Here is a 24,059-nt window from a genome sequence, read left to right on the forward strand (position 1 = left end):
TTTAAGAAGCGCATTCAACAGTTTGCTCCGGGGCGATTTCTTGGCGTGAAGAAAGGGCTAACGCATTTAGAAATGCTGGCACGCACAAAAGACCAACGACTGCTAACGCTTTCGCTGCGGCATCTTCTTCAAAGTATTCAGCCAGAAGTCCGCCGCCACCAGGGCCAATGCTTTCCGATAGGCAAAACGCGAGTCCCATCATGATTGCACTGATAAGACCAGGATGAGAAGGCATTAAGCGATGGCCCTGTGAAACTGAGATCGGATTAATGATTCCGAATGCTGCTCCCATAAAAAACAATAAGATTAAAATAAACACGGGTGGAAGTAAAGGGGTAAAATAGAATGTATAAAAAATCGAGGAACCAAAAATAATTGCAGTTAAGATCACGGCTTTTGCTGAATATTTATCAGCTAAATACCCACTTGGGATCATCATTAAAGCACCGCCAAATACGAAAAAGAAATGTCCGCCTCCCATGCAAATCCATTCAACATGTCCTCTTGAAGTCAGTATATCAGGAAGAAGGAAGATAATTCCCCAAAAAATGGAACTGACGCAAACTTGGCAAAAATAGAGCGACACCAGCTCTCGTGAAGAAAGAAACTTTTGAATCCCTTTCCAACTTACAGAATGCTTGTTTTTGGCTAGCAAGGCAGTTGATGTTGCGAATGGGAAAAAGGCGATCAAGAGAATGAGTGCAGCCATGGGTAAAAAAAGATAGGCGGTATTTCCGTCAAAAGCGTGATAACAGTGAGAAAAAGCCAATTGGCTGCAAGCTAATCCGATGGCTCCGCCTGAGGCAAAAATGGCAATAAATAAGCTTTTTCGATGTTCAGTTAGCATCCCTATATGACTAGCTGCTGCAGGGTGAAAAGCACCAGATCCAAGACAAGTAAATAAATAGAGAAGAAAAAGAAAGAAAGGTCCTTCAACGTGAGGAAAGAATAGGCTGCTGGCTGCACAAAGCAACCCGAAACAAATGAGAATTTTACGATGCCCTTTATCACTTAGCATCCCAAAAAAAATTTGCATTCCTTCACCGATAAAAGCGCAGGCTGCGGCGATGAATCCAGCCACCGCTAAATCAATATGGGCAATTGTTTTGTAAATTGGCCAAATCCCAATCATTGTATCGACGAGGAGGTGGGATAACCAAAGGAATCCGACTGTTCCATAAAGATGCATTTTTTTTGTCGCAAACGTCATAAATGTTGATGAGTAAGTAGGTTTAAGATTTATAGAGGCTTTATTATGCCACAAAAACAAGTTTTTGAAAAGAATATTTTAATCATTCAGAAGGCAATTTGATGCAGAAATTAGTTTTTTGCATTCTTTTTTTTTAAAACTTTAATGGCATGTTCTGTCAAATCTTTTATATCCGATTCATGAGAAAGCAAATTGAATTCTAATAAGGTTTTAAAGTATTTTGTTGGTGTGATAAAATGATTTTAGTGGGTGATTAATTATTAATATGGGGTCAAAATGGTTCAACCTGATCGTTTTCCTATTAATCCATTTCATTCTCATCAAATAGAGATGAATTTAAATCTTTCTTCTCCAAAAGAAATTCAGAAATTTACTGCTAAACAAGGGGAACTTGGAATAAAACAATTGGCGAATCGAATTTTTCACTTTGCAAAGTATAGAAATTGGATTTCCAATAAGGCTATTTTAAATTCCGTCAAAAATTATACTGAATTTGCAAAAAAATTTCCTGAAAATCAAGAAATGACCAACAAAGTGCACGCGTTAGCCCAATTATTTAAGGGGACTAAGTTAGAATCTCAAGTGAACGAGTTAATCAAAGAAAATCTAACATTGCCCGATGCGGAACATATACTGGAAAGTTTGACAGAAACCGTCACCCAACTTAGTACCTATCTTAAAGATGGGGAGCTTAGTGGATTAGCTCCTGAATTAAACGAAGTCAAAAAAGATATTTTAACGACTTTGCAGGTAGATAAAAAATTTTATAAAAAACTCGCACGACTTCGCAAACAGTTTCCTATTCACTCGCCAGAAGCCACTACCTTAAAATTGCTGATTCAAACAGCTCAGTTGCAGACCAAATTAGAAAGATTGGGACTCGATCCACATTTGGCAAGTGAAGACCCTCAAGCTGTTCAATTTTTGTTTGCGAGTCGTATGATTTACAATATTGTCGGTTTTCAAAATACATCCACCAATGGAAAAGAATCGCATGCTATTCGGCAAGACGAAAACCAAAGAGTCATGATAAAAAAGCAAGGGGCCTGGGTCCTTGTATCAGAAATTATGCAGGATTTAGAGATTGATGCTTATTCTCATCTAGCTGGTGTCGTTGAAAAAAGAAAAGAGGGGTTAGATGAAAATCAGGGGCGACAAAGATGGAATTATTTTTCTCCTGATGGTTTAGTCCCTGTTGATCGGTATACCCATCCTGAATTATACCCTGTTGAACAGCTGTCGAAAGAAGAGATGGGAGAATTGCTTGCTCATGCGCAGCTGTTTGCACCTGAAGGTGAGCCGTTTCCTGCAGATCCCAATAAAACATGTGTTGTTCAAATCTATACGAATCCGCGTGATTTAACCAAGCATGATGATAACTTTTTTTTGGCAAAGCTATCGGCATCTATTCCTATGCATGCGGGTATTCGAGTCATTAATGCGGATGGGGCTGTCTACTCAACAGGTTTAAGCGGCTTACCAGAAGAGCAACCTTTTAAAGAAGGTCGGAATATCCTTGCGACCGTCAACTCTGCGCCAGCCATTTTAGATTTTGAAGAATTTAGACCTCATGAAGGACGCATTGTGACGAGTATTCCAGTGACACCTGAGGTATTTGAAGAGATCATGTCTACGCTCAATGATTACCGGATGCGTACTGTTAGATTTAATTTAACCCGACAAAATTGTACCTACCTAGCCAATGAAATTCTGAAGAAAACAGGTGTTACAAATCTTTCCAATGAAATGTCATTGGGAAAAGCCTTGGCAGGAACGATTCCTTCTCCAAAAAATGTGAAGTTGATCGGAAAACCGTTGCGGGCCATTGACCAAAAAATGGAAAATACGATGAAAAAAGTGAAAAAGAATGTTCCAAAGCCAATGATGACAGTTGCACGGGTTCCTCGAAAAGTGATTTGGTTTTTACCAAATGCAGCGAGTAAATTGCTGATCTTAGGACTCGGAGGGGCGAAGGGGACTTCAAAAAAAACTGGCGAAGGGAATGCATCATTGGATAACAGTGAAGAAATGGCCAATTTCCCTCATCTTTTTCCTTCTGCAACCGAAGTTTTTAAAGATAATTCCATTCATCTTTATCACTCTTTACCGCTTGTTCAGTGGCAATTACAGCAACAATCGACAGTGGTTCATTCCTATCAAGGTAAGCCAGCCATGGGGGTCGTACCTTCTCGGGATGATGAGGAGCTTATGGCGGGAGAGAAAAGAAAAGCCGTTTTCATGAAACGTTATGTAGAAAATTTTCGGTAAGATATACAGGCTCCATTGCGATTGCAAGGAGCCTGTGACCATCTAAGTGTTTTTGCCAGAGGAGGCTAAGGCTTCTTTTAAAGCGATCACAATCGTTCCGCCTAAAAAAATCCCGGGAGATGCAACAAAAAAAGCTAAAAGCGTTCCAGCTAAGATCAAACTGCTGGCTGTACCATACTCTTCGATTTCTTCTTTAATGGATTTAATAAAGGTTAGAATTTCTTCCGAATAATAGGCACCCGCCACAAGACCAACCAGAACGCCTCCATAAAATGAGTTAAAAAAACTCCAGATGATCCCTATCAATAAGAGCACGTAGGCTGCGGTATCACGGGTGTTCTTTTTGGCGAAGCCATAAAAAGTATCTAGTTTGTCTTTTTCAGGAGGAGGCGTTTCTTTGGATTCCTTGGGGTCTTTTTCAGGTTCTTGAGAAGCTGGATCTGGGGGGAGCTCAGAAGACATATTTCCTCTCTTGTTAAATTCAAATTTGATGTATAATCAAAAGGGTGAATGTAGACAATCTTTATTTGAGATAATCTTAAATTCTGTTGCATTAATGTTATTGATCTTTCAATATTAGGAGGAATTATTTCTTGCTGAGAGATATCTGAGGGAACTAAAAAAAAGATTTGAGCATATCAATGCTTGCAGTCATTACGTAAAAGGTTAAGTTAGAGGCATGATTAAGCAGTGGATTTCATGGATTAACTTGGCTTTGATTGGATTTGGAATATTTCTGCTCCTTCTTTCACTTTGGTTTTTATTTTCGCGCCCTTCTCAAATTTCCTTTGTAGAAGTGCAAGAGCCAAAAACAACATTGCCAAAAAGAGCGTTTACTTCATCTGAACAAGCATATGCAGATGTCGAAAACCATTTGTTGCATTTGAGTTTCACCCCCATGACAATTCAATTGCCAGATTTGCGACGTTTTCTCATCTATTATGGCAAAAATGGTCGACCAGATGCGCAAAATGGAACTCTTTTGCATTTCGGTTGGAATGGAGGTAAAGAAACCTCTGCCATTGAAGCAAATCAAAAATTGTTTTTAGTTTATGATGGTAAAACTTCTCCTGGAAAATACTCATTTAGCCCAAGTAATGAGTCAACACCCCTTTGGATTGAAGCTCAACCTAGCGGAGACGAGGCATTAGTTAGAGTGGGCATGCTAGATGATAAAGGAAATCTTGTCCGGGAGCCTGCAAATAATCTCCAATTTAATCTAAAGGCGCGAGAATTTGCTCGGACTATCGGAAATTGGGAAATCGGAAATCAAAGGGTCGATGGAACCTTGCTTGCTCGTCAAAAAGCGCGTTGGTTTGGAAAAGACAAGTTTTTTGAAAGGCATGGAGGAGAAGAGTACAAAGATTTTGTGGGAAAAGAGCGGATTGACTTTAGTGAATCTCCAGATGGATATTCGATCTATGCCAACGCGGGAGATATTTTTATTTGGGATGGGAACAGGTGGAAAAGCGTAAAACCAGGAAAAGACTCGCTCGGGCACCCTTTATTGGTCGTTAAGCAAATCGATGAACGTTTAATGAAGTTTGATTTATGGGATGCGGAGGGGAAGGGCACGATTACGCTGAACCTTTTAAAATCTGCCGAGCCACGCAGTTTACAAAATATCGAAAAGCATTTTAAATTTTTAGGGGCGCGCACAAGATCTCAATTTGTCTTCGAGATTGATGGAGAGCGTGTTTTATTGAGTCCCTATGATTGGCTTTTGCAGTCCGACGGTACATGGAAAAAATTAACGACGGCTCAGGAAATTGATGATTATGTTGATCGGAAAACTATCGGTCCGCTATTTGTATTCGATGGTCTTAAAAAAGTGGGTGATCAACAAGTATTATCCGGGGTTGTATTTAATACCACTCGAAGTGATTTTCAAACCATAGAACTGCCTATACAACAAACTGGTGGGAGTACTGTAAAAGAAGATTCACGGGGAAAAAAGGATGAAAGTTCATCTAAAAATATAAGGCCTAAAAATAAGGTTGATGCAAGGCAGTCAAACATAAAAACAGAAGAAAATGAGACTCAAGATCACTCCGCTGAATAAGCCGGAGTTTCTCTATACATAAGATAAATGGTGGAATGTGAAATTAAATACTTATAACCGACTTTTTATTCTATTTGCTCTCCTTTTTAGCACGGTAATCCTGGAAGGACAAACCATTGCTGAAAAAAAAGAAGGAATCATAAGTGAAGGCGATCTCTCCCCTCGTATGCAAAAATTTTTAGAAGAAGTCAATAAAGAGCTCAATGAGTGGCATAAGCTTTTAGAGAATTACTACTCGGAGGCTTACAGGCTTTATGAAAGAGGGGCTCCAGAGCAAAGCTTTAAAGCTTTATTGGTACAAATCAACTCCATCAAGGATAACATTCGCGATTTGGAAAATAGCTGGCGGGAATTAGCTTCAACTTCCGAAGACTCGGATGGTTATGCACTTTGGCATCATCCAGAAACGACGGTCGGTCAGCTAATTATGGACTATGGGTCTGCTGATTATGTCTATTTAATGACGCCTGATATTGCGTCTCTGAAATTGAGTGTCAATTCTAATATTCCTGTACCTCGTTCTTCTTGGGGAGAAATGTTAGAATTGATTCTGAATTACAATGGCCTTGGCTCTAAAGTTTTGAATCCCTATTTACGTCAGTTGTATGTGACAAAAGATGATCGCTCAAATTTGCAGCTAATTACACGTGACCGCTTCGATTTAGAATTTGTACCAAGTTATGCGCGTGTTTGCTTTGTCTTGTCGCCGCAACCCTCAGAAGTTAGACGAATTTGGTACTTTTTGGATAAGTTTACCAATCCAAACAATACTACTTTACAAATGGTGGGAAGAGACATTTTGATCATTGGTCAAGTTTCTGAGGTTCAGGAGCTCTTAAAGATCTATGATTTCGTTTTAGCGAATCGTGGAGATAAGGAATACAAAGTCTTACCTTTGTCGCGTGTGGAAGCTGAAGAAATGGCCAAAATTATTGGAACGATTTTTGATCAACTGGTTGAAACAACAAAGACGACTCCAAAACCTTCTCCATCTGGAAAAGGCCCTCCTATTAAACAGAACCCCGAGCCTGTCGATCCGAGCGGTGGCTCTAATGGATTGAAAGTCATTCCACTTTCTCACATTGCGCAAGCTGTTTTTCTTGTCGGAACGAGAGAAGAGATTCAAAAAGCGGAATCGATTATTAAAGAGGTTGAAAGCCAAGTTGGTGAATCGAGAAGAAAAACAATTTTTTGGTATACAACGAAGCATTCGGATCCGAATGATTTAGCAGATATTTTGCAAAGAGTTTATGAACTCATGGTGCAAACTGGCACAGGATATGAGGAACGACCACCTACGGAAGTAATTGAATTGCCTCCACAGCCTCCCGTGGTCACGGCCGCACCTTTTGCGACGAACCAGCCATTTTATAATATTCCGACGCCATTAGCTCCAAGACCATTGGTTCCAAGGTTGTATGATTATGGATATTTTCTCGATGATACTTATCTTGTAGAGCCAAATCCTACGCGTAGACGATGGGAAAGAGAGCGGGAAAATAAAGGGAACGATACGCGTAACAATTTCATTGTGGATGTCAAAACAGGCGCCATTGTGATGGTTGTGGAAGTCGATATTTTACCAAAATTAAAAGAATTGCTTAAGAAATTGGACGTGCCTAAAAAGATGGTTCAAATTGAAGTGCTCTTATTTGAAAAGAGATTGAATCGAGATAACCAATTTGGATTAAATCTTCTCCGCACAGGTAATGCAGCGACAAATACGCATACCACATCCGTGCAGTGGAACAATATTTTCCCTGTAGGTGCCAGTGTTGTTCATCCAGAAAATGCAGGGGTTTTCGAATACCTGGTCAGTCGTACTAAAACGGCTAGTGGGATTCCTGCCTATGATTTCGCCTATCGTTTTTTACTTTCGCAAGATGATATTCAGATTAATGCAAGTCCTTCTGTAGTCGCAATTAACCAAACACCTGCAACGATTGAAATCGCTGAGGAAATTTCGGTGAGTACGGGTATTTTTGAAATTCCAACGGAAGGAAATGTCACATTAAAAGATTCTTTTGCGCGTGCACGATACGGGATTAAAATTGAAATTATTCCGACCATTCACGTACGGGAAGATATGAACGATCCAGAAGATCCTGTAGATTACGTGACATTGGAAACGGATATTCTCTTTGAAACAATTAACCCTTCAGTTGATAGTCGTCCCGATGTTACACGCAGGCATATCACAAACCAAGTGCGTATTCCGGATCAGCAGACTGTGATTATTGGGGGATTAAGACGTAAAAATCTTTCAGACTCCAAAGAATCGATTCCTTATTTAGGAGAAATTCCAGGAATTGGGAAATTGTTCAGCATCACTCAATTAACTGATTCTGCGACGGAGATGTTTATCTTTATTACGCCTAAAATCATTACGGAGGCGGCCGAAGATTTTGATCGGATCCGTTGTGAAGAGATGCAGCGGCGACCTGGAGATATTCCAGGGTTTTTATGCCGTCTTCAGAGGGCTGAAGAAGCGGAAAAAAATAGAATCTTTCAAGGCTACCTAACCATGTTGTTTGGAAGACCTCCTGAAAGATGCATTCAAGATTGTATTCCACGTGGTGAGTATGATGGAAGGTAGTAGAGAAAATCTGGACCCTCAGAAAAAATTGGGGGGAAAAGCAATTCCAGAAACTTTGAAAGATCCTAATTTGGTATTGGCAGAACAATTCAAGCTGCCTATTTTTATGGAGCTTTCAAGTCTTAGACTACCTCGAGAATATTACAAAAAAGTTCCTTATTCATTCGCGAAAAGACATTGTGTCCTGCCTATTCAAGAAGAAAAAGATGCCATTTTAGTGGCAGTTGCTGATCCCTTGAATTTAGAGCCTCTGGAAGAACTGCGTTTGATGTTAAATGTAGACGTTAAGCCGGTTTACAGTCCTAAAGATGTGATTCTTGCTGCCATTAATGAATGTTATAATCAGGAGTTTGGAGCTGCTTCGCAGCTGATCGCAAATCTTGCTGATCAATCGGAAGATGGCCGAGGCGATGGTGAAGTTGAAGTTTACGATTTGCTTGATGATTCTCAGATGCAAGCTCCTATTGTCAAGCTCTTGAATTTGATTCTTACCGAAGCGATTCAACAAGGTGCTTCTGATATCCATTTTGAACCCTTAGAAGATGGCTTACGTGTCCGTTATCGGATCGACGGTATTCTACAGAACCGACATTCCCCAGCAGTTGAGTTTCAAGCGCAGCTTTTAACACGTATCAAGGTGATGGCTAAGCTGGATATTGCAGAACATCGTCTTCCTCAGGATGGACGTATTAAATTGCGGATGGGCAGAAGAGAGATTGATTTTCGGGTGAGTACCGTCCCAATAGCTGCCGGAGAGCGTATTGTCTTGCGTATCCTAGATAAAGGAAATGTAATTTTAGGGTTAGACAAATTGGGCATGCTTCCTGCTGTCCTTGAGGAATTTAAACGTTTAATAGCTTTACCTGAAGGCATCGTATTAGTCACTGGGCCCACAGGGAGTGGAAAAACAACATCGCTATATAGTGCCATTTTTGAAATGTATAGCGAAGAAACAAATATTATGACGATTGAAGACCCTGTTGAATATAATTTAAAAGGGATTGCTCAGATTGGTGTACGTCATAAAATTAAATTAGATTTTGCCACGGGCTTAAGGCATATTCTTCGCCAGGATCCTGATATTATCATGATTGGGGAGATTCGCGATTTGGAAACTGCTGAAATTGCGATTCAAGCTTCTTTAACAGGTCATTTAGTATTAAGTACTTTGCACACCAACGATGCCCCTTCCTCTATCACACGTCTAGTCGACATGGGAATTGAACCTTACCTTCTTTCTTCCACTATTGTGGGGGTTTGTGCTCAGCGCTTAGTCCGCCGCATATGTCCTTCCTGTAAAACGGCTTACAAGCCAACAGATCGAGAGCTTGCCAGCCTCGGTTTACAACGAGATGAATTAACAGATGGCAATTTATTTGTCGGCGAAGGTTGTTCCGCTTGTTATGGAACAGGATATCGTGGACGGCATGGGCTCTATGAACTGATGTCTATCAATAATGCCATCAAAAAGCAAATTGTCAAAAGTGCAGATGCTGTTGAAATGCGAGATGTAGCGCTCAATACAGGGATGATTGGATTGTTAAATCATGGTGCCGAATTAGCTAAAAAAGGGGTGACGACAAGCGCTGAAGTTCTGAGAGCTGCACGCGGGTTGGAGGATTAGGAGGTTCAGCTATGCCGATGTATCAGTACCAAGCCTATGATTTCGCAGGAAAAAAAAAGAATGGGTATATTGAAGCTCATAATGAACTAGAAGCTAAAAGCAAGCTACGCGAGCAATCTTTGATGATTGCAAAGCTCTCTCTAAAAGAGGGCGGTGGATCGAGCAAGAAACTAAAAGGAGATGATCTCCTTGCTTTCACATTTCAACTTTCACAGCTGCTTGGAGCAGGTGTTCCACTATATGAAGCTTTGATTGCGATCGAAGAGCAATACAGAAATGAATCTTTTCATTCGATTATTTTAAGTTTATGCGATCAAATTAAAGCCGGAACACCTCTGTCTGAGGCCATGCAAAATTATCCCGATAGTTTTAATCGCTTATATTGCTCGATGGTACGGGCTGGAGAGTCGGTAGGTGCACTTGATCTTGTTCTCGAAAAGCTGAGCCTTCTTTTGAATAAACAGCAAAAATTGCGCAAGGAAATCACAACCGCAATGATTTATCCTGCTGTGCTAGCTTGTTTTGCACTTTTGGTTATCTGTTTGCTTTTGGGTTTTGTTGTGCCTTCAATAGAGGGTATTTTCGCGGATAAGCAATTAAATGGTTTTACCCAGGCTGTTTTAGCGGTCAGCCATTTTTTTCGTGATTACTGGTGGCTCTATCTTCCAGTGGTTGCTTTGACTATTTTTTTAATTGTGATCAAGTTAAGAACACCGTCAGGAAAATTATGGTTGGAAAGGCAGCTATTGACCATTCCTGGAATAAGAAATTTGGTGATCCAGGCTGCCGTATCTCGTTTTTGTCGCACCATGGCAACGCTTCAAAATGGGGGAGTTACCATGATCGACTCTCTTCGCATTGCACGTGAAACAATGCGAAACGCGACGCTTGAAGAAGAAATCAAGCGTGCTGAATCAAAAATAATTGAAGGAAGCTCTTTAAGCGCACAATTAATGCAATCTAAATATTTTCCGCATATGGTATCTCGCATGCTCGCTGTGGGTGAAGATTCAGGGAGTAGTGTCATAATGATGAATAAAATTGCTGATATGTATGAAGATGAGCTCGAGAAAACGTTATCACGTGTGATGGCGCTTGCTCAGCCAGTTATTTTGATTGTTATGGGAACTGTCATAGGGGCTGTCATGATGGCTGTGTTATTACCTTTGACGGATGTAAGTTCATTTTCGATGTAACCTAAGGTGGTAAGTATGAATTGTATTGTAAAAAGTAAAAGACATGTCACATTAATCGAAATGATGATTGTGATGTTCCTGATTGCGTTAATCACAGGGGTGGTTGCTTATAACTATCGTGGTGCCCTTGATGAAGGCAAAGTCTTTAAAACAAAAGCAGGGATTGAAAGATTAGAAACGATTTTGAATCTCCAGGTTTCTGAAAATCCTGCATTGCTCAATGATATTGGAAATAACTGGCAGGGCATTGTGGCTAAGTCTCCGCTTGTTCAAAATCCAGCGGCCTTAATACGTGATGGTTGGGGGGAAGAGTATAAAGTGACTGTCGACAATGGAGTCATTCACGTGCGTTCTGAAAAGCTAGAGCAGTACCAGAAATCCTCTAAGTAAATCAAGAAAGCATGCATTTTGCCAAAATCATTAAACGATTGTCATTTTTTACTTTAGTAGAAATGCTAATCGTATTGGCCATCCTGAGTATTGTGACGGTAGCCATCGGAATTAACATTAACAACGCCTTGGAAGAGCAACGTTTTCGAACTGAAGTGGAGACGGTGGTAAATGAATTACGCTTTGCCCAAGATTTAATGTTGGTTTTGCAGGCTGACGTCACGGTCAAATTTTCACAGGGGGATGATGGCATAAATTTTACATTAGAAACAGAAAGCCAGGCGACGAAAAATTGGATGAATGAAATCCTGCGTGTTCAACCCAAACTTAAAACGATCCGAGGTGTAAGCTTTAGGGATGAACTTGATCTTCCTGTTACGGAAGGCGCTATCTCCATCCATTTTCTTTCTAAGGGATCAGTCATGAGCCGTGGAATTTTGCGTCTTTCGAATTCCTCAGATGCTGTGAATGTACCTTCCTGGGCATTGGTGCGTGTGATTAATTTACATGGATACCCACATCCTATTGTGAGTTCTGCGCCTTCAGCTAGCGATCCCATTTTTTTGCCGAATACAGAAACCAGTACGAAACTAACAATTACCAATAGAACGAAGCAAGAAATTGCGCAGTTTAAGCAGGATAAAGAAAAAGAAGCGGAAGCAGAGAAGAAAAAAAAGGGGCAAGCTCCAAAATCAAAGGGGTCTTAACCTGTGTTTTGTAGCTCAAAAAAACGTCATTTTTTACTTCTAGAAGTTTTGATTGCTTTTGCTCTTATTGTTTTGTGTGTATTTCCTTTGATTTCACCTCATTCAGTCATGTTGAGAAGTCAGTCTCAATTTATTCGGAAAATCGAATTGGATCATCTTGTTAATTTGCTCTATGGCCACATCACTGAGCAACTTTACTTCAATAAAATTCCCTGGCAAGATCTTGAGAATGGGACAGTTTTTCCTGTGACCAATGAGTTACTGAGCGCTGCAGGTTTTACGGCTTTACTCCCTTTTGAGGGAACCTATACATTTAATGAGAAAAAACGCAAACCTAAAAAAGATGATGAAAAAGTCGATGAGTATGTCCTCTATATCTTTGAGCTAAAGTTTGCGTTTCATCCTAGTGGAGAAAGCCCATCTAAGAATGATCAAATTTACACTTATCAGTTCTTTTTAGCTCGAAATCTGACCGGAATTTCGGCTTTGCCCAAGGAGTAGCCAGGATGTCTTATCACAGTAAAATTCATCGAAAATCCTTTGCGACTCTTTTGGAAGTCTTAATCGCCATGGTTTTGACTTCCATGATTTTGACCACGTTGAGTTTTTTCTATCAGCAAATCGATGCAATGAATCGGGAATCTGAAAGGTTGCAGAGGGATAGCTTTTTAAGAAGATTTTTACAGTACCGTTTAACCCAAATTTTACCGAAAAGTTTTTCCTCGATTGGAAGCAATCGATCAGCTTATTACTTTTTTAATACGAGCTTTGCAGAAGGGCTCTTTAAACCAGGAACACAAAGTTTGGTCTTTGGTTTTGATAACTGTGTGGATTTGGATAGTATGTTTGCATCTGCTGTGTTGGGAAGATTATATGTTGATCGAGAAGGAAGGCTTTGTTTGGGAATTTGGCCGACACCCAATCGTTGGGAAGACGATGAAATCCCTCCAATGAAACAAGAAGTTCTTTTTGAAAATGTGGCGATGTTGAAATTTCAATTTTTCATTCCTCCTGATAAGGGAACCTTAAAAGATGTTAAGGAGCAACCGACTTCTCCTGAAGATGTCAGGGCTAATATTACTCCAAGCCCTCCTGGGGCATGGGTGGATACTTGGTTGCAAGAATATGATCAACTCCCTGCCATTGTTCGTCTATTCATTACCCAAGAAGGGCAAAAAGACCCTTTAGTTTACAGTTTTCCTTTGCCAAATAGCAAAAACCCGATCATTTACGATCATTAGGGGATTCCGTGAATATTTTACTCTTCGTGACAAGCATGTTAATGCTAATGACTTTGATGACCTATGCACGCTTGGAGAGCTATCGAGGCTTTGCCATTACGCAGTCCCAATTTGAATTTTACATGAAAAATTTAGAAAGAGAGGGATATGCAGAGAGTGCCAAAAAGTGGTATGAGGGTCATGTTGCGACAACGAAAGAGCAAAACGACAATGAAAGGCAAACAAAAAGCAAAGCAAGTCCTAAACTTCCGATCGCCTTATTTTTAAAGAAAGATGAACGCGAGAAAAAGCAAGAGCTCTTTGAACAATTTAATCTCATGGCTAAAAATATCCTACCAGCCATATACGGACACACCAGATTTTTTAAAGAGGCATTAGAGGCGGATGAACACTTTGTGGAACAATTGTTAAAGGCAATAAGCCAAGCAGCAGAAGATTTGCCAAGTAAGCAAAAAATTAAAAATGCATGTGATTTGTCGACACTTTCTTTTAAAGATCCCTATTTGCATGATATTTTTTACTTAATGCTCAAAGGGGGTGTAGAGATACCTAAAGAAGAAAAAGGTACAGTGGAAGTGAATGTGAGCTATCCCAAGTTGTCAAAATATATCACTCTAGATAATAAATCCCAAATCCGGGTTTTTTTAGCTTCTCGACCTCTTTTAGCATCTATTTTTGGAGAGGCTATTGTGAATGACATTTTGCAAAAGCGTAACGAGCTTTATACAGAAGTCAAGCCAAAGGAAGGTGGGATGAAAACGGAGGATGCGACGCAAATTTTCAAAGATGCATTCGAGAACAGGCGTCTTAGCGGGATCGTCTCAGAAGTGTTAGATTTTACAGTTTCCAAGACCGATCCCGCAGGATATGAATAGTGCTTAGAAGTTTTGTCTCCATCTGCAGTATTTTTTGTCGAGTACAATGATTTCTTGCCGCTGCACTGGCCACAAGAAGGGTGGTGTATCACAAGGAGAGCTGCAACGGGGTCCTCCAAAAGGAATTTCCACATAAGCAACGCCCTGAACCGTGCCTTTATAATAGTGGTCATAAGATCCACGTACTTCAAGACCCAAGTAGTCGAATAAGACAGCTCCTATGCGAAGTCTTCCGCCTGTGATGTCTCGATGGTGTCGGATATGATAAAAATATCCACCAGGTGCAATGTAAACATCAAAGCAAAGGCAAGGATCCCATCTTCTTAAACTTGTTTCAAGTTCCAGATCTCCTCCAGACAAAGAATTTTGAATTTGCGTGCAAGCTGCAAACAAATTGTCATGAAATCGAAAAACTTTAGGGTGCTTGCGTAAAGATCTGTCGCATATCGGAAAATAGCCATTGATACGAAATACCCAGCAAGGATGAATCAGTTCTAATCCAGGTCCTAACTGATGATAGTCATGTCGAGTTCTTCGATAATCATAAAAGAAGTTGATTCCAAAGAAAAGATTTGTGCATGGAATGGCAATGCGTGTTCCCACCCCCACATTTGCAGCCCAGCGTTCATGCCTTAAATTGTGAATACGTGCATCAAAAAATAATTGCCCATTCGAATCTAACAAGGGGATAGTAAAAATTCCGAAAGAAGCATAGCCATTTTGTTCTCCAATACCTTTTCCAACAACACCTTGAAGATAAGCTAGGGTGGGTAGGAATACCCATTCATTTGCTTGAACATCGTTCAAAGAAGGTAAAGAGACTTCATTTTCAACGACTTCTTCAGGGCTGGCGAAAAGATTTGCCAACAAGCAAAGAAAGAAACAAAAAAATTGAGAGGCATTTTTGAATGAATTTTTCTTCATTTATTTGCTATAAGACTTTTTTATTGGTTTTAAGTAAGCTTTGTCCCTGATGAATCGAATAATGGCAATGTAGAATTTTTGAAAACTGGTTGTTCTTCCACATTCTGTCACAAAGGTTCAATTATCATCTCCTCTATTATTTATTGTATTTTCACACCTTTTGCAATCTTATTTTACAAATCTGAAGCATGAAGCAAAGCTTAATTTTGTATAAGGGTTACGATTTGTAGAACGAGTGAACTATTTACTCAACTTTGCGGCGCGTCGTCATACACGCAACATCGGAGATGGCTTTTGCTTGAGGTAAACCAGCTCTCTTGGACAATACCTAGAAAAAAGTGAACTTAATATCATAGACTTTTGCATGAATCCTTAATACTCTCAGATTATTTAGAATGCATTATGGAGGGATTTGTGCTTATTAGAGAATAAGGTGGTTGAGCATTGATACATAAAGAAATTTTGCACAGGGTAGTTTTTCTAAAAAAATAGTGTCTCTTTAAGAATCGATGTGGAATTCAGCTGCCATATTCAAAAAAAATAATATGCTTAATGTAGTAATAACTGGTATGATTCGTCTTTATCAGAGTGGTATGTTGACTCTTAGCAAATACTCGTCAGTAATTGCTTATATGAACGTTTAAAAAAATCAGCTTACCAAACTCTCTGAGTTATCGTCTTGCTATCAGCTCATCTTATTGTAAGGACTAATGAAATTTTGCTTTTTGAGATATCCAAAAATAGGGCGGGTGGTTTTTTTGGAAGCCTCGAAATAGTCATCAATAATCAACAAATGATTACATTACGAATCCAGAGAGATTTCCAAAAATTTAAATTTTTAGAAAATTGAATGGATTTGACTGAATGGAATTAACAGAAATAAACTTCATAAGTAATTGATTAAAGGAAAAATGAAAATTTTACACTCGATTCTATTTACTTTACTTGCCCTCGGCTCTTCAGGATGTAAAAACCTTGAAGAAAATAAGGATGAAAAACACAAGTTCACAATCTTTCAAAATAATCTTGATTCTGTTGTGGGCCCAGAGGATGAAGTTGCCCTATTAAAGGCATTTCCTAAAGCTCTTTATAAGATATACACAATTGATAACTTAGGATCTTTTTATATAGATAGCCGAGTTGATCTTATCAAGAATCAATTGGCAGCAGGACGTGCTTGGGAAGATAATTTCATTCCACTACTGGAACAGTATATTACACCAGGAACTACGGTAGTTGACATTGGTGCTCACATTGGTACCCATACTCTTTCAATGTCTAAATCAGTTGGTAGTAAAGGACGCGTCGTCGCTTTTGAACCTCAGATAAAGTTATATTCAGAATTGGTCATGAATATGGTTTTAAATAAATGTCAGAACGTGACAATTTATCGATGTGCCCTAGGTGATACTTTTAAATCAATTGAGATGAATCCTTCTGTAGCGGGCAATGAGGGGGGAACATCCATCGGAAGTGGTGGTGATAGCGCTGAAATGATTACTTTAGATAGTCTGCATTTAGATAATGTTTCGTTTATCAAGATGGATGTTGAGAATTTTGAGTATGAAGTTCTTCTTGGTGCAAAGGAAACCATTTTAAGAAATAGACCTTATATCATACTCGAAATCATGGGGAATGTTTATAATCCTATTGCGAATAGAGGTGAGCTTGTTCAACAAACAATTGCGGCGATCGAACAGCTTGGTTATTCTTTAAAATATATAGACGGCAGCTGGAGTGATTGGCTTGCAACACCCTTGGAAAGAGTGAATCAATGAAACAGTCATTTAGAAAAATTATTTTTATTGTTTTGTTTATACTTCCCTCCTTTGTGCTGGCAGATTCGGATCGTCCAAAAGTATGTTTAAATATGATTGTAAAGAACGAAAAGGATGTGATCGTTCGCTGCTTAACTTCGGTCTTACCTATCATTGATTATTGGGTTATTGTCGATACAGGCTCTACAGACGGCACTCAAGAAATTATTAAGAATTTCATGGCAAAAAATGCGGTTCCTGGAGAATTGCACGAAAGTCCTTGGGTGAACTTTAGTCATAATCGCAATGAAGCTTTAAAGTTTGCTGATGAGAAAGCAGATTATGTGCTTTTTATCGATGCAGATGAGTATCTTGAGTATGAAGCTGATTTTAAGCTCCCTCCGTTAGATAAAGATTATTATTATATTATGATCTCGCATTCTGGAAGTAAATATTGTCGAATCCAACTAATCAACAATCATTTAGATTGGGAATGGAAGGGTGTTTTGCATGAAGCTATTAGCTGTCCTGTTTCAAAGAGTCACGCTACGTTAGAAAAAATTCTTAATATCTATACTTCAGAAGGTGCTAGATCAAAGGACCCTCAAAAATATCACAAAGACGCTCAAATTTTAGAGGACGCATTAAAAAAAGAGCCGCATAATAGTCGATACATTTTCTATTTAGCTCAAAGTTATCGTGATGCTGGATGCTATTCTAAAGCTTTAGAAAATTATGAAAAGCGAGCTGCCCTGGGTGGTTGGAATGAAGAGGTATTTTGGAGTTTATATCAAATCGGCGTCATGGAAGAGTTACTTGAAATGCCCTTTGAGAAGGTTTTGGCGAGTTATCAACGAGCTTATCAATATAGAAACTCCAGGATAGAGCCGCTTTATCAAATAGCTCACTATTTAGGTCTCAAGGGGGATTTTAAATTAGGTTATGAGATGGCAAAAATAGCTTTGGCGGTTCCCACAACTACCGATATCCTGTTTGTCCAAGATTGGATGCGAGAATATGGAATATTGCTAGAACTTTCCATTTCTGCTTACTGGATCGGAAAGTATGAAGAAAGCCAGCAGATTAGTCTTGAACTTTTAAAAAATAAAAATTTACCTCCTAATGTGCGTGCGTGTGTAGAAAATAACTTAGGGTTTGCTAATGCAAAGTTGCTTGAGAAAATTTGCAATCAAGTTATTCTTTCTGATCGTGCAGTCGCGAATCAAGCTGCCGAGCAAGCTTCTCCCAGGTAAATTTTTCTAAGACAAACTCACCCATCTTTTTTCGTTCGTCTAGAGGGATTTTTTCGGCGTCAAGCATTGCGTTGAGAAGAAGGGGCAAATATTCCTCTTTTTTTGTGCATTTGTAGCCATGTTTTACAGTTTCATCTAATGCAGAGCCATCGATGATGACGGGTATTGCTCCTGAAAGTTGTGCGCGAAGTGCTGTGATGCAAAATGTTTCTAATCCGATACAAGGGTATGTCCAGAGAGAAGCTTTTTCATAAGCTCTATTGAGCTCTTCATGTCCTACTTGGCCATGTTCTGTTACTCCAAGACAAGCATAGTTCATGACTTGGGCTTTCATTCGAGCTTTTTTCTCAAGTGATAATAATCCCCAATCCTGCCAGCCATAATAGATGTCGAGCGTGGCATCGGGAAATTTTTGTCTAACGAATGGCCAGATATCCAACAGTACCTCTAACCCTCGAGCATAATTAGAGCCATAGATGCAGGCGTGGGGATTTGCTTTCTGCTTATTTTCTTTAAATTGTTTGGGTTCGATCCCATTTCCGAAGATCTTAGTAAATTTTGCAAACCCAGGATTGACTGAAATCCATTGTTTTCGTTGCCATTCGGATAACCACAAAACATCGTCAAAATTGTTTATTTCCTCATTCGACACTGTGTGTGAAATTGTATCATGGGGCCATAAATAAACTTTTCGAGCGCGCAGTTTTAATTTTTGAGCTGCATTTGGCATTCGCCATGAAATAGCAACATCTATAGTGGGGTAGTCATTAAAATCTATATTTACATAACGAGGATTAGCTTCCGGAAGACTGTGCTGTGAATTTTGAGGGGGAGTTGCGAATACGAGTACTTTATAACCCAATTCCGCAAGTTTCTGAGATAGATAAATAATAGCCTCTTCTGACCCACAAATTCCAGTTTTAACGTCGTCAGGATCCCAAGGTTTCATGTCTGAAACTAGATAAGTATAGATCCCGATGGATTTTTCAGCATGAGCTGTCTGAAACAATGCTAAAATTAGGGTAAGAGAGAGGAGGATAATGCGCATTATTGGAGCCTCAGTTACAAATTTAAGGTGTAATTACAGAATTTATCAAAAAAAATAACGTTGTTGAGTCGAGATAGAAAAAATGATTTGGCAAACCCATAAAGCTAGTGATTTCGCTTTCCATAGAACCCTGTCTGAGTAAGTTTACGGGAAAAATAAGAGTAAAAGTTAAACTTGATTTTTTCACAAATTAAAACCTCTTCTAGATAAATGAGAGCATTCATTTTACAACTTTCTGAATTATTAGTAAGATTATTTTTAGAAGTGGTGAGAATACTCAAGCTACAGTTCTTGGTAACAACGTCTTCAGGTGAATATTTCACGAAGCGTTTGGTTGGAAGGTTTAGATTCTTAAGTGTATTATAGACTTTATTTTCCATAGTTTTCAAAGATGTGCAATTGCACTTTGGCATTCTGCACGTTGGTCTCAAATGCTTTTATTCTCATTTTCCGAGTTCTTTTTCAATGGTTAACAGCGCGATCCAAGTGAAGCATTTTTTTCAGCATCTTTAATAGGGGCGTTGTTGACATGTTCTCTTTGTGCTCTTAATGGATAATTCACTCTTTCTTCAACTTGAATAAACACATTTGATGTTATTTACCTGGATTAACTAATCGCATAGAGTGCATTTTAAGGTATGCTTTGCATAGAGGTAGCAACAGAAATTAATTTAAAAAAAAGAGGAGTGATGTTAGTTTCGAAATGACAATAATAAATTTTAACAAGAAAAAAACATCATGAATAACTTTATATCAAATCTAAAACAGGTTTTTTGGTTCTGTTTAATTTTTCTTTCACATGCATCGATGTACGCACATCAACCAAATGTGAAACTTTTTACAAAAGAAAATGAAGCCGAAAGTTTTATTGAACATCAGGTTAATGTGGTCGATGGTGATTATTTTGAATCGCATATCGATTTACACGTCCCCGGTCCTGATCTTCTTCTTTTAAAAAGGCAGTTAAATACTAAAAGTTTTCAGCATTCTGGAGGATGGAGATTATTTTCTGAGTATTTTCTGATTGTAGGGAAAGATAAACAAAATCCAGACGAGCTTATGTATGCACTAGATGGAAAATTTGATCCCAGCGTTAAAGATTTTCGTCTAGCACAAAACAAATGTTTGATTTCTTCGAATGAGGGAGGAAGCAAAATATATGAAAAAATCGATACCATTCCGACGCTATGCTTAGGAGAAGAAATTTTACCTGATTTATCTAAAAAATTTATCAATCCTGATTACTATAGGATAACGAAGCAAATTCTTCCAAGCGGGAATCAGGTGAAATATGCTTATAACAATGAGGGACATTTAGAATCGATAGAGTTATTTTCGAGAACTTCTAAGAGTGTTTTTAGAGTCGATTTTGATTATGAATTTGATTTCAATGGTACAGCTGTTTTTGTTTCTACAAGTGATGGCCGAGTCATAGAATATCAGCTGGAACCATTTCAACTAGAGGACGATTCGATTGTTCATGCCTTAACACAAGTAAGAGGTTCCAATATTAATGCTCAAACCTATCAGTATCAAGTAAAAGATAAAAGCTGCTTACTTGTGAGAAAAAATATTGAAGGAGAAGATTCGATCCTTATTGAATACGATGAAGAAGGAAAAGTGGTTTGCTTAGCTAAAGTTGGGGAGAATGGAGAGGCTGAAGGAGATTATGTTTTTCTCTACGCAGACAAATTTACAGATGTTTTAGATGAGGATAGTTTGAGAAGCCGTTATGAATATGACGATTTGCAACAGCTTACGAAAGTCACCCAATTCGACAAAAAAGAAAATGTTGTTCAAGAAAGAATCTATCAAGTTGAAACTGTGGGTAATGATGAAGATCCGAGGGAAAGAAAACGGATAAAGGTTGTAGATGTCTTTGCTGTTTGTAAACCCCCTACTCCAGGTCCACCAGGCCCAAGAGGATCAACAGGTCCGCCGGGGTCAACAGGAGCTACAGGCGATCCAGGTGCTACTGGAGCAACGGGTCCAGCAGGTACCACGGGAGCAACAGGTCCAACAGGGCTGACGGGAGCTACTGGAGCAACAGGTGCTGCCGGTGTTACGGGGGCTACGGGCCCAACAGGATTAACGGGAGGCACGGGTCCAACGGGTGATCCAGGAGCTACAGGACCTACAGGTCCAATAGGAGCAACAGGCACTACGGGAGCAACAGGTCCAACAGGGCTGACGGGTGCTACTGGAGCAACAGGAGCTACTGGTGTTACGGGAGCTACGGGCCCAACAGGATTAACGGGAGGCACGGGTCCAACGGGTGATCCAGGAGCTACAGGACCTACAGGTCCAATAGGAGTAACAGGCACTACGGGAGCTACAGGTCCAACAGGGCTGACGGGTGCTACTGGAGCAACAGGTGCTGCCGGTGTTACGGGGGCTACGGGTCCAACAGGTGCAACAGGAGCCACTGGGACAGGTATCTTGGATCATTTGAGTAATTTTAGTAGCAATGGAGGTATTGTTGTCATTGCTCTTGGGAGTCCGGTTGCATTTAATGGAACTGCTGTTACAAATGGAACGTCTGTTGTCCAAACAAACGCGACGACGTTTACTTTTAATGTGACAGGCCATTATTTAGTTGAATTTACGGCAAGTTCAACTCTCGCGAGTTTGTTGGCAAGTGCTCAATTACAATTAAATGGTGTTCCAATTGGACCCGTTGCAAGCCTTGTTGTGGCAGGTTCGCAATTGGTTATTTCGACTATCATTCCTGTGACAGCAACAGGATCAACTTTACAAGTGGTGATATCAGGATTAGCACTGACCTTAGCTGCAGGTAATTCCGCGACAATAAATATTGTTAAGTTGAGCTAAGATTCGACGTAGCCCGATTGGTTCGGGCTGCGTTTATTCCACTTATTGATTAGTTCTGCTGTTGGATAATAAAAGTCTTGGGAGAGTTCGAAAGCTTCTAGGGGTGCAGCTAAACCTGTTATCTGTTCTAGCGTTTTTCGATCTTGAGCAAGAAGTGCTGCCTGCACCGTTTCTGGACTTGCTTCACCCTTTTCATTTTTTAAAGGCGCAAAGCAATCCTCTCGTTTATACAAAAGGCCTTTTACACGTGTTGCTTCCGGAAGAAGATCAAAAATAAATGTTTCAAATTTCCAGGCGTTTGGTGTGCTTGAATTGACGCTTTGTCCATCTGGATTCAAGTATTTTGCCGATTTCCAGTTAGCATGAAGCGGTAACGTTTTTCCAGATTCGGCATATTGTTTAATGAAATCCATTGAAAAACAAAATAGGCTAATATTTGCGCAAGGATGCTTAAACTGTCCACTTGGCAGTCGTCCATCCCTTTCACTTGCTGGAATCTCAGTGTATTCAATCACTTCTGTTTTGCCATCTCTCTTAACAATAATACCGACTTTTTCCTCAGCATGTAGGCGAGGGATACATTTAATCGTGATATCTAGATTTTGATCTGCATGAAAGCCAATCAGTTCGGCATCAAAAGGATCTGCTAATGGATTATCAATCAACACGTAATTGACCCACCGAACTCCCTTATTGTGCCATTTTTGCCAGGTCCCACTTTTATAGAAGTGAATTAGAGACATGCCGTTTCCATCAGGTCCTAAAGCAATATGATCGGGTTCTTCCAAGAAGAGAGATCCCTCTTGATTCAGAAAAGGGAGCATACCTTGAGAAAAAAAGGAAAGTTGGTGAGAAGAAAGGCCAAAATTGTTGTGGTTGGTAAAAAAAGTTGTCGTTTGTTGATGATTCAACGGAGAAGTCATAATTGCTATTGGGAGGGTGACCCCTAACTGCTTTCCCGCGGCTAACGTTTTTTCAGCAAATAACTGAAACAAGCTTTTATGTTTGATAGCGGAAATAGGGAACATCCCTTTTGGACCGTCCATTTTAAGACGAGTACCTTGTCCTCCAGCTACAATGATACATCCCACTTTGCCTTCAGAAATGAGATCTTGTCCTCGATTTTTGAGAATCGGATTGCCTGCTTCCTCGTAATCATTAAATGCAGTTAGAGAAGAATGGTTCTCTTGAAAAGGAGACTGAATCACTTTTTTTTGCTTAAGAAAAATGGGGATTTCGATTTCTTCGATTTGTTTTGCGAGTTTTCTTTGGGATGCTTCTGAAAGATTATCCCAATTTTTCAATAAATGAAGTTGATTAATCGAAGCGAGTTTTTCAGATAAAGAAGGTTTTTCCATATTCATATAATAAATAACCAAGCAAATGAGTGCAAAAAATAAAGTTATAGTCCGTATACGCATTATGCTACGCAGCCCCATTGTGATTAAAAAGGAATTTATTATGTAGCAAATTTGATAGTTGGTTGAATTAGCAGAATAGGATGAGTCAAGTTTTTCTGCAAAGATAAAAAAATACAGATGTATTTTCATAATGCATATTTGTAAAGTTTTTTCAGTACTACTATTTAAACTTTTGTCAAAAGTGCTTTATTTTCAGGTTGTTTGTTCTGGTTAATGTTAATTAATTTATAGAAATAGTTTTATGTGTGAGTAAAATTTGAGATTAATATGTAAATGTATTATAGCTCTAAATAAAGTGATTTATTAATTTGGGAGGTCCTATGAAAAAATATCTATTTGGATTTTTTTTACTTATAACAGTAGCATCTCTACAAAGTGATGAATCGAATGATAACGATAATGAGATAAATTTTCAATGTAATGGTGAGGTGCAGGTTGTTCCCCGTCGTTATCCTTGCCGTGTTTATGCACTCAGACGTTACGATTCTGATGGAGAAATTCGCTATACAGATACTTCTTGGGCAGGCAAGCGAGAAGATGATTTTTATGATAGTTTGACTCGTTAAGGATCCTTTTCTAAAACGGATCATTTGACCTTCCTGGCCGAAACTAATGTAACAGAATGTTGCTTTATTTCTTTTTTTTTATTAATCTT

Annotated in this window: 19 protein-coding genes; 14 read left to right on the forward strand and 5 right to left on the reverse strand. The window is 39.3% G+C overall.

The features are described 5' to 3' along the window. Position 1: 1 nt before the first annotated feature. Entirely contained in the window at positions 2-1,210 is a 1,209-nt protein-coding gene (locus AOM43_RS07700; RefSeq protein ID WP_006342422.1) for an MFS transporter, read from the reverse strand. 276 nt (positions 1,211-1,486) lie between these two features. Between AOM43_RS07700 and AOM43_RS07705 the strand changes: the two genes are divergently transcribed. Continuing rightward, on the forward strand, positions 1,487-3,478 hold the full coding sequence (locus AOM43_RS07705) for a hypothetical protein (protein ID WP_059359740.1): 1,992 nt from the start codon (positions 1,487-1,489) through the stop codon (positions 3,476-3,478). Positions 3,479-3,520: 42 nt separating this feature from the next. On the opposite strand, the gene AOM43_RS07710 is transcribed toward AOM43_RS07705, so the two are convergent. After that, a complete protein-coding gene (locus AOM43_RS07710) occupies positions 3,521-3,940 on the reverse strand; it encodes a hypothetical protein (RefSeq protein WP_006342420.1) in 420 nt (139 codons plus the stop codon). A 217-nt stretch (positions 3,941-4,157) separates the two neighbouring features. Between AOM43_RS07710 and AOM43_RS07715 the strand changes: the two genes are divergently transcribed. From AOM43_RS07715 to AOM43_RS07755, 9 genes are read left to right on the forward strand one after another with little or no spacing between them, the layout of a single operon-like run. After that, positions 4,158-5,540: a hypothetical protein gene (locus AOM43_RS07715; RefSeq protein ID WP_059359742.1), complete on the forward strand. Its 1,383-nt coding sequence runs from the start codon at positions 4,158-4,160 to the stop codon at positions 5,538-5,540. A 37-nt stretch (positions 5,541-5,577) separates the two neighbouring features. Then, a complete protein-coding gene (locus tag AOM43_RS07720) occupies positions 5,578-8,136 on the forward strand; it encodes a secretin GspD/PilQ domain-containing protein (protein WP_006342418.1) in 2,559 nt (852 codons plus the stop codon). After that, on the forward strand, positions 8,126-9,760 hold the full coding sequence (gspE, locus tag AOM43_RS07725) for a type II secretion system ATPase GspE (protein WP_006342417.1): 1,635 nt from the start codon (positions 8,126-8,128) through the stop codon (positions 9,758-9,760). The genes AOM43_RS07720 and gspE overlap by 11 nt, the downstream gene beginning before the upstream one ends. An 11-nt stretch (positions 9,761-9,771) precedes the next feature. Next, on the forward strand, positions 9,772-10,956 hold the full coding sequence (locus AOM43_RS07730) for a type II secretion system F family protein (RefSeq protein ID WP_013925636.1): 1,185 nt from the start codon (positions 9,772-9,774) through the stop codon (positions 10,954-10,956). 15 nt (positions 10,957-10,971) lie between these two features. Beyond that, positions 10,972-11,346 (forward strand): type II secretion system protein, encoded by a 375-nt coding sequence (locus tag AOM43_RS07735; protein WP_006342415.1) that lies wholly within the window; start codon positions 10,972-10,974, stop codon positions 11,344-11,346. Between the two features lie 11 nt (positions 11,347-11,357). Beyond that, positions 11,358-12,053 (forward strand): prepilin-type N-terminal cleavage/methylation domain-containing protein, encoded by a 696-nt coding sequence (locus AOM43_RS07740; RefSeq protein WP_013925635.1) that lies wholly within the window; start codon positions 11,358-11,360, stop codon positions 12,051-12,053. Between the two features lie 3 nt (positions 12,054-12,056). Next, positions 12,057-12,554 (forward strand): type II secretion system protein, encoded by a 498-nt coding sequence (locus AOM43_RS07745; protein WP_059359744.1) that lies wholly within the window; start codon positions 12,057-12,059, stop codon positions 12,552-12,554. Positions 12,555-12,559: 5 nt separating this feature from the next. Next, positions 12,560-13,294 (forward strand): hypothetical protein, encoded by a 735-nt coding sequence (locus AOM43_RS07750; RefSeq protein WP_059359746.1) that lies wholly within the window; start codon positions 12,560-12,562, stop codon positions 13,292-13,294. A gap of 8 nt (positions 13,295-13,302) precedes the next feature. Next, positions 13,303-14,169, forward strand: a complete 867-nt coding sequence (locus AOM43_RS07755; protein WP_144016290.1) for a hypothetical protein — start codon at positions 13,303-13,305, stop codon at positions 14,167-14,169. Positions 14,170-14,172: 3 nt separating this feature from the next. On the opposite strand, the gene AOM43_RS07760 is transcribed toward AOM43_RS07755, so the two are convergent. Next, the gene (locus AOM43_RS07760; protein WP_059359749.1) at positions 14,173-15,093 is read right to left on the reverse strand and encodes an inverse autotransporter beta domain-containing protein; all 921 of its coding nucleotides are present in this window, start codon (positions 15,091-15,093) and stop codon (positions 14,173-14,175) included. Positions 15,094-16,004: 911 nt separating this feature from the next. Here AOM43_RS07760 and AOM43_RS07765 point away from each other — a divergent pair. Continuing rightward, positions 16,005-16,871 carry an FkbM family methyltransferase gene (locus AOM43_RS07765; protein WP_059359751.1) on the forward strand — a complete coding sequence of 289 codons (867 nt, stop codon included), beginning with the start codon at positions 16,005-16,007 and terminating at the stop codon, positions 16,869-16,871. Continuing rightward, entirely contained in the window at positions 16,868-18,103 is a 1,236-nt protein-coding gene (locus AOM43_RS07770; RefSeq protein ID WP_059359753.1) for a tetratricopeptide repeat-containing glycosyltransferase, read from the forward strand. The genes AOM43_RS07765 and AOM43_RS07770 overlap by 4 nt, the downstream gene beginning before the upstream one ends. On the opposite strand, the gene AOM43_RS07775 is transcribed toward AOM43_RS07770, so the two are convergent. Further along, on the reverse strand, positions 18,045-19,151 hold the full coding sequence (locus AOM43_RS07775; protein ID WP_059359755.1) for a glycosyltransferase family 4 protein: 1,107 nt from the start codon (positions 19,149-19,151) through the stop codon (positions 18,045-18,047). The two genes, AOM43_RS07770 and AOM43_RS07775, sit on opposite strands and share 59 nt — an antisense overlap. Positions 19,152-19,889: 738 nt before the next feature. On the opposite strand from AOM43_RS07775, the gene AOM43_RS07785 reads away from it, so the two are divergent. Next, a complete protein-coding gene (locus tag AOM43_RS07785; protein ID WP_059359759.1) occupies positions 19,890-21,983 on the forward strand; it encodes a BclA C-terminal domain-containing protein in 2,094 nt (697 codons plus the stop codon). On the opposite strand, the gene AOM43_RS07790 is transcribed toward AOM43_RS07785, so the two are convergent. Then, complete coding sequence (locus tag AOM43_RS07790) at positions 21,980-23,347, reverse strand: UTP--glucose-1-phosphate uridylyltransferase (RefSeq protein ID WP_059359761.1); 1,368 nt, start codon at positions 23,345-23,347, stop codon at positions 21,980-21,982. The two genes, AOM43_RS07785 and AOM43_RS07790, sit on opposite strands and share 4 nt — an antisense overlap. 377 nt (positions 23,348-23,724) lie before the next feature. Between AOM43_RS07790 and AOM43_RS07795 the strand changes: the two genes are divergently transcribed. Then, complete coding sequence (locus AOM43_RS07795) at positions 23,725-23,970, forward strand: hypothetical protein (RefSeq protein WP_059359763.1); 246 nt, start codon at positions 23,725-23,727, stop codon at positions 23,968-23,970. Positions 23,971-24,059: the final 89 nt, after the last annotated feature.

It is taken from the genome of Parachlamydia acanthamoebae (genome assembly GCF_000875975.1).
GTDB classification, from domain to species: Bacteria; Chlamydiota; Chlamydiia; order Chlamydiales; family Parachlamydiaceae; genus Parachlamydia; species Parachlamydia acanthamoebae.

Bases quoted from the DNA above. Each gene is read 5' to 3' on its own strand.
- AOM43_RS07785 (WP_059359759.1), top strand. From the start codon at position 19,890: ATGAATAACTTTATATCAAATCTAAAACAGGTTTTTTGGTTCTGTTTA.
- AOM43_RS07730 (WP_013925636.1), top strand. From the start codon at position 9,772: ATGCCGATGTATCAGTACCAAGCCTATGATTTCGCAGGAAAAAAAAAG.
- AOM43_RS07760 (WP_059359749.1), bottom strand. From the start codon at position 15,093: ATGAAGAAAAATTCATTCAAAAATGCCTCTCAATTTTTTTGTTTCTTT.
- AOM43_RS07795 (WP_059359763.1), top strand. From the start codon at position 23,725: ATGAAAAAATATCTATTTGGATTTTTTTTACTTATAACAGTAGCATCT.
- AOM43_RS07750 (WP_059359746.1), top strand. From the start codon at position 12,560: ATGTCTTATCACAGTAAAATTCATCGAAAATCCTTTGCGACTCTTTTG.
- AOM43_RS07790 (WP_059359761.1), bottom strand. From the start codon at position 23,347: ATGAATATGGAAAAACCTTCTTTATCTGAAAAACTCGCTTCGATTAAT.
- AOM43_RS07710 (WP_006342420.1), bottom strand. From the start codon at position 3,940: ATGTCTTCTGAGCTCCCCCCAGATCCAGCTTCTCAAGAACCTGAAAAA.
- AOM43_RS07735 (WP_006342415.1), top strand. From the start codon at position 10,972: ATGAATTGTATTGTAAAAAGTAAAAGACATGTCACATTAATCGAAATG.
- AOM43_RS07715 (WP_059359742.1), top strand. From the start codon at position 4,158: ATGATTAAGCAGTGGATTTCATGGATTAACTTGGCTTTGATTGGATTT.
- AOM43_RS07740 (WP_013925635.1), top strand. From the start codon at position 11,358: ATGCATTTTGCCAAAATCATTAAACGATTGTCATTTTTTACTTTAGTA.
- AOM43_RS07775 (WP_059359755.1), bottom strand. From the start codon at position 19,151: ATGCGCATTATCCTCCTCTCTCTTACCCTAATTTTAGCATTGTTTCAG.
- AOM43_RS07770 (WP_059359753.1), top strand. From the start codon at position 16,868: ATGAAACAGTCATTTAGAAAAATTATTTTTATTGTTTTGTTTATACTT.
- gspE (WP_006342417.1), top strand. From the start codon at position 8,126: ATGGAAGGTAGTAGAGAAAATCTGGACCCTCAGAAAAAATTGGGGGGA.
- AOM43_RS07700 (WP_006342422.1), bottom strand. From the start codon at position 1,210: ATGACGTTTGCGACAAAAAAAATGCATCTTTATGGAACAGTCGGATTC.
- AOM43_RS07765 (WP_059359751.1), top strand. From the start codon at position 16,005: ATGAAAATTTTACACTCGATTCTATTTACTTTACTTGCCCTCGGCTCT.
- AOM43_RS07705 (WP_059359740.1), top strand. From the start codon at position 1,487: ATGGTTCAACCTGATCGTTTTCCTATTAATCCATTTCATTCTCATCAA.